Raw genomic sequence first — 9,704 nt, 5'->3', positions numbered from 1 at the left:
TGGCAACACCCTTTGCTTTCGATTCAAAGGCTGTGTTGACGCAAGATTTACCTGGAAACCATCGAGGTGGTCGATCCCGCTTTTATCGGTTGGGCTTCCATCGGGAAGGCAGTCCGGGGGGATTTGTTCGACCAGAATTGACTTTCAGCTTGGTACTAACGCCGGAGATACTAACGGATTGAATCGGCAAAGGGAAGTGTGATAGCCACAGGAATATCCAGGGGGTCCTGGAACAGCCGTAAAAAAACCGACATGAGCCCTGATAGCGAGCTTGGATGATCCGGATTCCGACCGATGGTCATGACCATCCGACGGATGACAAACGGCCTGGAATGCGGGTTTGCCGCGATTTATCCCCAGGACCGATGCCAAATCGCGCCGAAAAAACGCCTCGATATAACCATCGGCGAGCTACTTGTACACATTAGTTGCACAGACTGTAACGCCACTGTCATCCCGCTCCAGAGAGGAGTGGGTGCCTGTAACCAAAATTTAAGTCAATGAAAAACATCGGTTTTTTTTACTGGTGAAAAAATCGTCAGTTTGACTGCAGGCCCCATTCCACAGGGCTTTGCGGCTCTTCAAGGGCGGTTGTCCACTGAGTTATCCACAGCTTCTGTGGATTGTCCCGAGCGCTTGCTCTAGGACGGGCGTGCCGGGATTTTTTCAGCTTTACCTGTAAGAAAAAAAGAGTAGAGTGGCGCGCCTTCCGATCTGCCCACAGTGCTTTATGAAGTTTCGTACACCATCCGATTCCTCTTCCTCCAAAACATCCACTGTTGCCCCTCCCAAGCGTTTTTCGATGCGGGTCGCAGAGTGGTTGCTGGACAGTCCGCGACTGGGCGAAAACCCGAATGTCAAACACATCGCCGGGCGTTTGCTCAAACAACCTGCCCGTGAGGGCGTGGTGGCCGCGCAAAGCCGCCTGGGCCAACTGATGTGCCGCGAATGCGGGAATGCCCGGGACCGCCGGATCGGCCAGGACCTGTTGCGGCAGGCCGCACGGGCGGGTGATCAGCGCGCACAACAGGAACTGGGGCTGATCGAAGACTGAGCTGTCCAAGACCTGACGCCTTGGTTAACCTTCAAACTTTAATTCGAAGGCAGGAATGGCTATGGCTATGGACTTGACCAGCGCCTTGCTCGGTCTGGCAGGCGCTGCGTTGCCTTTGCTGGTATTGGCCTGGCAGCTTCAGCGCCGGGCGAGCAACTCGCAAGCGGACGTTGCGTTACTGGAAGAGCGTCTGACCATGGCCCAACTGGCGCAGGATGGCTTGAGTTCACAACTTGAAACCTGTCGCGATGAAATCGCTGATCTGGGGCAGGCCAATGCCGCCAGGCAGGCAGATTTGGCCGCTGTGCGCCGTGAAGTCGAGTTATTGCAGATCGAACGCGATGACGCCCGGGATGCTGCCCATGCCTGGAACATCGAGCGCGCCGGCAAGGAAGCCGAGTTGCGGCGCCTGGATGCCCAGGCCGCCTCGCTCAAGGCTGAACTGCGCGAACAACAGGAAAGCCATCAACAACGCCTCAACGACCTGCAGGGCTCCCGAGACGAGTTGCGCGCTCAGTTCGCCGAGTTGGCGGGGAAAATCTTCGATGAGCGTGAACAGCGTTTTGCCGAAACCAGCCAGCAGCGTCTGGGACAATTGCTTGACCCACTGAAAGAACGCATTCAATCGTTCGAAAAACGTGTCGAGGAAAGTTATCAGGCCGAGGCGCGCGAGCGCTTCTCCCTGGCCAAGGAACTGGAACGCCTGCAACAGCTGAATCTGCGCCTGAGCGACGAAGCCACCAACCTGACCCGTGCCTTGAAAGGGCAGAAGACCCAGGGCAACTGGGGCGAGTTGATCCTGGAGCGGGTACTCGAACATGCCGGCCTGGAAAAAGGCCGTGAGTACCAGACTCAAGTCAATCTCAAGGGGCCGGACGGCGAGCGTTTCCAGCCCGACGTGATCATCTATTTGCCCGGCGACAAGCAGGTGGTGGTCGACTCCAAAGTCAGCCTCACGGCTTATCAGCAATACGTGGCGGCCGAGGACGAAGGCATCAGCCAGATCGCCATCAAGCAGCACGTGCTGTCTCTGCGTAATCACGTCAAAGGCCTGGCCGGCAAAGATTACAAGCGGCTCGACGGTTTGCACAGCCTGGATTTCGTGTTGCTGTTCGTGCCGATCGAAGCAGCGTTTTCCGCGGCATTGCAGGCCGAGCCGACGCTTTTTCAGGAGGCGTTCGACCGCAACATCGTGATCGTCAGCCCAACCACGTTGCTCGCGACACTGCGGGTTATCGACAGCCTGTGGAAGCAGGAACGACAAAGCCAGAACGCCCGGGAAATCGCCGAGCGGGCCGGGTGGCTGTACGACAAGTTTGTGTTGTTTATCCAGGACCTCGACGAGGTGGGCAATCGCCTGCAGCAACTGGACAAGGCCTACAGCTCGGCGCGTAACAAGTTGACCGAAGGGCGCGGCAATCTGGTCAGTCGCAGCGAGCAACTGAAGTTGCTCGGGGCCAGGGCAAGCAAGAGTTTGCCCGCAGATTTGCTGGAGCGGGCGATGACCGATGTCGATGGCTTGGTCGAGTTGCCGGAATAAGGGTTTTCGCTGACGCTACAACGGCAAATGCCGGCTCAACAACGCCCGCAACGCCGCGGGTTTGACCGGCTTGGTCAGGTAATCCAGTCCGGCCGCATGTACCTGAGCGATGGTCTCTGGCCGCCCGTCGGCGCTGATCACCACGCCCGGTACAGGCTCACCGAGTCGAGTTCGCAACCACGCCATCAATTCGGTTCCGGTCTCGCCGTCATCCAGGTGGTAATCGACCAACGCCAATTGTGGTCGCATCCCCTCAGCGAGCAGGGTCATGCACTCTTCGCGGTTGCGTGCGGTCCAGACCTGGCAACCCCAGCGCGTGAGCAAGCTGTTCATGCCGATCAGAATGCTGTCCTCATTGTCGATGCACAGCACCTGGCCGCCATTGAGCAACTTGCCATTGAGTTCGACAGCCTTGGCGGGCAGCGCCGTTTGCGCTCGGGCCAGCGGTACTCGGACGCTGAATACGCTGCCGCGTCCTGGCCAAGAGCGTACAAGCAAGGTGTGACCCAGCACGCGGCACAGACCATCGGCAATCGCCAGGCCCAACCCCAGGCCTTTTTCCGCCCGTGTCTGATGGCTGTCGAGACGTTTGAATTCTTCGAAAATCACTTGCTGCTTGTCTGCCGGAATACCCGGTCCGCGGTCCCAGACTTCCAGGCATAGCTCGCCTTTGCGGCGACGAACCCCAAGCAACACGGGGCCTTTGGCGTAGCGGAAGGCGTTGGTGAGGAAATTCTGCAGGATTCGGCGCAGCAGTTTGATGTCGCTGTCGATGCGCAGCTTGCTGCCCCGGACACGGAATTGCAGGCCTTGCTCACGAGCCAACGCCTTGAATTCGGCGCCAAGGGTGTCGAACAATTCACTGAGGGCAAATGGCTTGGGATCAGGATTGATCTTGCCGTTTTCCAGGCGGGAAATGTCCAGTAGATCGCTGATCAAGTCTTCGGCAGAACGCAGCGAGCTATCCAGGTGCTGGATCAGTTTTTGCGCCTCACCGGGCAAACCGTCGTGCTGATGAGTCAAGGCCGCGGAAAACAGCCGCGCAGCGTTCAGTGGCTGCATCAAATCATGGCTGACCGCTGCCAGGAACCTGGTCTTCGATTGGTTGGCCGCCTCGGCGGTCCCCTTGGCTTCGGTCAGCGCGACGTTGAGTTGTGAGAGCTCACGGGTACGCTCAGCTACCCGCTGTTCCAGGCTCTCGTTGGCTTCGGTCAGCGCCTGCTCGGCCTCGCGGAATGGGGTGATGTCGGTGAAACTCATGACAAAACCACCACCCGGCATCGGGTTGCCGATCAGTTCGATCACCCGCCCGTTGGGGAACAATCGCTCCGACGTATGCGCACGCCCCTGGCGCATCCAGTGCAGGCGCCGGGCGACGTGTACTTCGGCTTCGCCGGGGCCGCACAGTCCCCGTTCGGCGTTGTAGCGGATGATGTCGGCGATGGGGCGACCCACGCTGATCAAACCGTCCGGGTAGTTGAACAGTTCCAGATAGCGCCGGTTCCAGGCCACCAGTTTCAGTGACTGGTCGACCACGCTGATGCCTTGGGTAATGTTCTCGATGGCGCCTTGCAGCAGCGCACGGTTGAATTGCAGGACTTCCGAGGCTTCGTCGGCGATCCGCACGACGTCCTCCAGTTGCATCTCCCGACCTTCGATGGCTGCCTTTACCACCGCCCGCGTCGACGAGGCGCCCAGTACGCCGGCGAGCAGGCGTTCGGTATGGGCGATCCATTCACCGTCGGCGTTCTGGTTCGGGTTGAAGCCTTTGCCCTGGCGATAGGCAAAGCGGATGAAGCTCTGGCGGGCGCGTTCTTCGCCGACGAAGCGGGCGGCCAATTGCAGCAAGTCGTCGATCTGTACCGCGAGCATCGAGCGCGCGCTGGGGCGGGCGCTGATTTCCTGGCCGATGAATCGGCCAGCCTGCCAGTGCTCCGACACGCGGGTGCGCGACAGCACCGAAACCCAGGCAAACAGTGTGAAGTTACCCGCCAGAGACAGCACCACGCCTTGGGTCAGCGGGGTGATCGGCAGGTTCAGTGGATTGCCGTGCAGCCAGGCCAGGCCCGGGAAACTGTTCAGGGACATGCCGAGGCTATGGGCGGCGATCGGCAGGATCAGCGTGTAAAACCACAGAAAGGTGCCGGCGGCGAGGCCGGCAAACACGCCACGGCGGTTGGCCTGTTTCCAGTACAACGCGCCGAGCATTGCCGGTGCCAGTTGCGTGACCGCGGCGAAAGCGATCTGGCCGATGGTTGCCAGGCTGGCGGTCGAGCCCAGCAGCCGATAGCTCACGTAGGCCAGCAGCAGAATGACCACGATGCTCACGCGGCGCACCGAGAGCATCCACTGGCGGAACACTTCGAATGGACGCTCGGCGTTGTTGCGGCGCAGCAGCCATGGCAACAGCATGTCGTTGGAAACCATGGTCGACAGTGCGACGCTGGCCACGATCACCATGCCGGTGGCCGCCGACGCACCGCCGATGAACGCCAGCAACGCGAGGGCAGGGTGAGCCTGGGCCAGCGGCAGGCTGATCACGAAAGAGTCCGGCAACACCGAGCTCGGCAACATCATCTGGCCGGCCAGGGCGATGGGTACGACAAACAATGCTGCCAAAGCGAGATAGGCCGGAAACACCCACTTCGCCAGACGCAGGTCTTGCGGGTCGATGTTTTCGACGACGGTCACATGGAATTGTCGCGGCAGGCAGATGATCGCCATCATCGCCACGCCGGTTTGCACCACCATCGACGGCCAGTTGATGGTTTCTTTCCAGTATTGCTCCAGGCGTGGGGCGAGCATGGCTTGATTGAACAGGTCATCGAAACCGTCGTACAAACCGAAGGTCACGAACGCGCCGACCGCCAGAAAGGCGAACAGCTTAACCAGTGACTCGAACGCAATCGCCAGCACCATGCCACGGTGGTGTTCAGTGGCATCGAGGTTGCGCGTACCGAAAACAATGGTGAACAGCGCCAGCACCAGCGACACCACCAGCGCGGTGTCCTGTGCGCGAACGCCCATGGCGTCGGCGCCCGCACCGATCAGCAGATTCACGCCGAGCACGATGCCCTTGAGCTGCAAGGCAATGTAGGGCAGCACGCCAACCAGGCAGATCAGCGCCACCACCACCGCCAGCGACTGGGATTTGCCATAGCGTGCGGCAATGAAGTCGGCAATCGAAGTGATGTTCTCCTGCTTGCTGATCATCACCATTTTTTGCAGGACCCACGGCGCCCCGATCAACAGCAGGATCGGTCCAAGGTAGATCGGCAGGAACGACCACAGCTGTTCGGCGGCCTGGCCAACGGCACCGAAGAACGTCCAGCTGGTGCAGTAGACGGCCAGTGACAGGCTGTACACCCAGGCACGCACCCGCGGTGGCAACGGCGCGCTGCGACGGTCACCGTAAAAGGCGATGGCGAACATGATGGCCATATAGGCCAGGGCGACGGCGGCGATCAGCCCGCTGGACAGCGACATGGGAACTCCCGGCAACCAAAGACACCCGGGCCTCCCGCCCGGACAGACAGTCTCGCACGATGGCAGGGGTTAGTCAGTGTCGACCAAGGTCGTGGCGTGGCGGGCTGTCGCAGGGGGCTGCTCTCGATAGGGTCGTCACTGAGTCAGTGCAATCTCGATCAATCGATGCAACTCCTCTACCTCCAGCGGCGCTTCGGAAAACAGGATGCGGAACACGATGGGCGCCGCGATCATGTTGATCAGCCGGTCGACACCGGGCTGTGGTTCATCCGGGTAGCGATCCAGAATGACCTGCAATTGCCCGCCAATGATCGTTGCGCAGTAGCTCGGCTTGAGGCTCGACTGCACGTCGCGCAGCATGTTGCGGCCGGGGGCTGAGCTCATCTCGTCCAGATACTGTTCCGCCCAGGCGCGCACATCACCCGCCAGGCTGCCGGTGTTGGCCGACTCGGTTTCCGGTTGCATGCGCGCAAGGGCGACGTCCGCGAGCAGCACCGACAATTCTCCCCACCGCCGGTAGATGGTCGACGGCGTGACCCCTGCGCGAGCAGCAATTTGCGGCACGGTGAGGGTGGCGCGGTCCTGTTCTTCAAGAAGCTCGCGCACGGCGTTATGAATCGATTCCTGTACCCGGGCGCTGCGGCCACCGGGACGTAAAGCGGGCGTGCTCATGATGTGTTTCCTGTTTCGCGGCGGAGTCTTTTCAAGGCAGCGCCGTTTCTAAAAAGCCATGCATCGGACCTTAACACAAAGAATTTGCTTTAAGCGCTATCCGGTAGCACACTTCGCAAAAGCAAAAAATTAGCTTTTGCGGAGTGTGCGCATGTCCAGTACTCGTTCGAACCGGTCCAGCCTGTGGTTCCTGGCAATCACCTTGCTCAGTTTTCTGGCGGCATCCACCGCGCCGACACCGTTGTATTACTTGTATCAGGAGCAAATGCAGTTCTCGGCTGCGGTGCTGACCCTGATTTTCGGCGTGTATGCCCTCAGTTTGCTGGCGGCGCTGCTGACGGTCGGTTCGCTCTCGGATTACCTGGGCCGCAAACCGGTGATCTTCACCGCGGTGCTACTGAACATCCTGGCGATGTTGATGTTTATTCATGCCGACAGTGTTACCTGGCTGATCAGTGCCCGCGTCCTGCAAGGCTTTGCCACCGGGATGGCGACTGCGGTGCTGAGTGCAACGCTACTTGATACGGACCGCCAGCATGGGCCGCTGATCAACAGCGTGGCACCCTTGATCGGCATGGCCATGGGCGGGTTGGGCTGCGGTTTGCTGGCGCAGTTTGCGCCGGCACCGCTGCACTTGACCTATTGGCTGCTGTTGGTCTTGTTTGCGATGCAGGCGGTGTACGTCTGGCGTTTGCCGGAAAGCGTTTCGCGACAGCCCGGCGCCTGGGTTTCATTACGTCCCACGCTGCATGTGCCCTTCCAGGCGCGTCCGACAATGTGGCGGGTGTTGCCGCTCAACACCGCGACCTGGGCGCTCGGTGGTTTCTACGCCTCACTGGCACCCTCGCTGGTACGCACGGCCACCGGCTCGACATCAAACTTGATCGGCGGCGCGACTGTCGCCGCTCTGACACTGACGGGCGCGCTGATGATCTACGCCTTGCGCAATCGCCCGGCCGCCAGGTCGCTGCAATTGGGAGCCAGCCTGCTGCCGATGGGTATCGTGTTGATTCTGCTGGGTGTACACAGTTCCAGCCTGACGTTGTTTTTCGTGGGCACGCTCATCGCCGGGTGTGGCTTTGGTTCCGGGTTTCTGGGGGCCGTGCGCAGTCTGGTGCCGCTGGCCTTGCCCCATGAGCGGGCGGGGTTGATGTCGGCGTACTACGTGCTCAGCTATCTGGCGTTCTGCCTGCCATCGTTGCTGGCCGGCAACCTTACGCACGGTTTTGGTCTGGTCAGAACCACTGATGGCTATGGTGTTGCATTGATCGTCCTGTCGCTGAGCGCTTTGTTTTCATTGATGCGCCAACGTAACGCCAGCATCAGCAATGCTTCAGGTCGTGCGTAATCTCCTGTAGGAGGTGTACATCTGCAAAATAGATAACAGTTAGAGATATTACCCGTTATATCGATATTCCATCTGGCTCTATGATGAACTCCACCTCACCAGAGGACAGGAGTTCATCATGACCTGCACCCACATCGCCAAACCCGGTATCAAGCCGTTTCGTCATCTGCAACATCCAATGGAAGTCATTCGCCAGTTCACCCCCAACTGGTTTGCCGCCACCATGGGCACCGGTGTATTGGCTTTGGCGCTGGCACAATTGCCGGGCGCCAATCCCGCGCTGCACGCAATCGCCGAAGGTCTTTGGCTGTTCAATATTCTGTTGTTTGTATTGTTCACGGGCCTTTATGCCGCGCGCTGGGTTTTGTTTTTCGACGAGGCTCGCCGGATTTTCGGACATTCCACGGTTTCGATGTTTTTCGGCACGATTCCCATGGGGCTGGCGACCATCATCAACGGCTTTCTGCTGTTCGGTTTGCCACGTTGGGGCGAAGGCTTGATCGCACTGGCCGAGGTGCTGTGGTGGCTGGATGTCGCGATGTCGCTGGCGTGTGGGGTGCTGATTCCCTACATGATGTTCACCCGCCAGGAACACCGCATCGACCAAATGACCGCTGTCTGGTTGCTGCCGGTGGTGGCGGCGGAAGTGGCCGCCGTCAGCGGTGGTTTGCTGGCGCCGCACCTGGCCGACGCTCATTCGCAACTGGTGGTGCTGGTGACCAGTTACGTGCTCTGGGCGTTTTCCTTGCCGGTGGCGTTCAGCATTCTGACGATTCTTCTGCTGCGCATGGCCCTGCACAAATTGCCCCACGAAAACATGGCCGCTTCCAGTTGGCTGGCATTGGGGCCGATCGGCACCGGCGCGCTGGGCATGTTGCTGCTGGGCGCGGATGCGCCAGCGATTTTCGCCACCAACGGTATGGCGGGTAGCGGCGAGATTGCCGCCGGCCTGGGCCTGGTCGCAGGCATCACGTTGTGGGGCTTCGGCTTGTGGTGGATGCTGATAGCGATCCTGATCACCCTGCGTTATCTGCGTGCCGGCATTCCTTTCAATCTCGGCTGGTGGGGCTTCACCTTTCCGTTGGGGGTCTACTCTTTGGCAACGCTGAAGTTGGCCAGCACCCTGCACCTGATGTTTTTCAGTGTGTCTGGTTGTGCTCTGGTGGCGTTGTTGGCGGTGATGTGGCTGATCGTAGGCACGCGCACTGTACAGGGCGCCTGGAGAGGGGAGCTGTTCGTCTCGCCATGCATTGCAGGATTAAAGAAATAACCTGCGAAGTTTAGGTAATGTGTGGCCTGGATCGAGGTTCGACAATCCAATCAGAAAACCCGGTCACTTTTACCCAACCTCAGGGAAACATGGAAGATGAGTCACCCCTCACAGTTCACCTTGCTGCGCACACGTCGATTCCTGCCGTTCTTCGTGACCCAGTCCCTGGGGGCGTTCAACGACAACATCTTCAAGCAGTCGCTGATCCTCGCCATCCTGTACAAACTCACTATCGACGGTGATCGTTCGATTTGGGTCAATCTGTGTGCGCTGTTGTTCATCCTGCCGTTTTTCCTGTTCTCGGCGCTGGCCGGGCAGTTCGGGGAAAAATTCG

6 protein-coding genes and 1 pseudogene are annotated in these 9,704 nt (G+C 59.6%); 5 read left to right on the top strand and 2 right to left on the bottom strand.

The genetic code is table 11. From position 1 onward, the window contains the following. Positions 1-730 precede the first annotated feature (730 nt). Together D8V06_RS07365 and rmuC are read left to right on the top strand one after the other, a co-directional pair. Positions 731-1,054 (top strand): hypothetical protein, encoded by a 324-nt coding sequence (locus D8V06_RS07365; RefSeq protein WP_082557531.1) that lies wholly within the window; start codon positions 731-733, stop codon positions 1,052-1,054. Positions 1,055-1,250: 196 nt separating this feature from the next. Continuing rightward, complete coding sequence (rmuC, locus tag D8V06_RS07360; RefSeq protein WP_177434392.1) at positions 1,251-2,594, top strand: DNA recombination protein RmuC; 1,344 nt, start codon at positions 1,251-1,253, stop codon at positions 2,592-2,594. A 15-nt stretch (positions 2,595-2,609) separates the two neighbouring features. Here the strand turns inward: rmuC and D8V06_RS07355 are convergent, their stop codons facing one another. Continuing rightward, a complete protein-coding gene (locus D8V06_RS07355; RefSeq protein ID WP_056852922.1) occupies positions 2,610-6,080 on the bottom strand; it encodes a PAS domain-containing hybrid sensor histidine kinase/response regulator in 3,471 nt (1,156 codons plus the stop codon). Positions 6,081-6,215: 135 nt separating this feature from the next. Beyond that, positions 6,216-6,752 (bottom strand): TetR/AcrR family transcriptional regulator, encoded by a 537-nt coding sequence (locus D8V06_RS07350; protein ID WP_130905266.1) that lies wholly within the window; start codon positions 6,750-6,752, stop codon positions 6,216-6,218. A gap of 151 nt (positions 6,753-6,903) precedes the next feature. Between D8V06_RS07350 and D8V06_RS07345 the strand changes: the two genes are divergently transcribed. The 3 genes and pseudogenes from D8V06_RS07345 to D8V06_RS07335 form a co-directional block, all read left to right on the top strand. Further along, positions 6,904-8,100, top strand: a complete 1,197-nt coding sequence (locus tag D8V06_RS07345) for an MFS transporter (RefSeq protein WP_130930707.1) — start codon at positions 6,904-6,906, stop codon at positions 8,098-8,100. 118 nt (positions 8,101-8,218) lie between these two features. Continuing rightward, a complete protein-coding gene (locus tag D8V06_RS07340; protein WP_130930706.1) occupies positions 8,219-9,370 on the top strand; it encodes a TDT family transporter in 1,152 nt (383 codons plus the stop codon). Between the two features lie 96 nt (positions 9,371-9,466). Beyond that, positions 9,467-9,704 (top strand): annotated as a pseudogene (locus D8V06_RS07335) (glycerol acyltransferase); the annotation flags it as partial.

The sequence above is a fragment of the Pseudomonas sp. Sample_24 genome, assembly GCF_004307605.1.
Classification (GTDB): Bacteria; Pseudomonadota; Gammaproteobacteria; order Pseudomonadales; family Pseudomonadaceae; genus Aquipseudomonas.
Note: the sequence above shows the minus strand (reverse complement) of the source record. Positions and strands in the feature narration are given on the sequence as shown.

What these genes read in the sequence shown, in the direction of transcription:
- rmuC (WP_177434392.1), top strand. Translation starts at nt 1,251, where the DNA reads ATGGCCCAACTGGCGCAGGATGGCTTGAGTTCACAACTTGAAACCTGT.
- D8V06_RS07350 (WP_130905266.1), bottom strand. Translation starts at nt 6,752, where the DNA reads ATGAGCACGCCCGCTTTACGTCCCGGTGGCCGCAGCGCCCGGGTACAG.
- D8V06_RS07365 (WP_082557531.1), top strand. Translation starts at nt 731, where the DNA reads ATGAAGTTTCGTACACCATCCGATTCCTCTTCCTCCAAAACATCCACT.
- D8V06_RS07340 (WP_130930706.1), top strand. Translation starts at nt 8,219, where the DNA reads ATGACCTGCACCCACATCGCCAAACCCGGTATCAAGCCGTTTCGTCAT.
- D8V06_RS07345 (WP_130930707.1), top strand. Translation starts at nt 6,904, where the DNA reads ATGTCCAGTACTCGTTCGAACCGGTCCAGCCTGTGGTTCCTGGCAATC.
- D8V06_RS07355 (WP_056852922.1), bottom strand. Translation starts at nt 6,080, where the DNA reads ATGTCGCTGTCCAGCGGGCTGATCGCCGCCGTCGCCCTGGCCTATATG.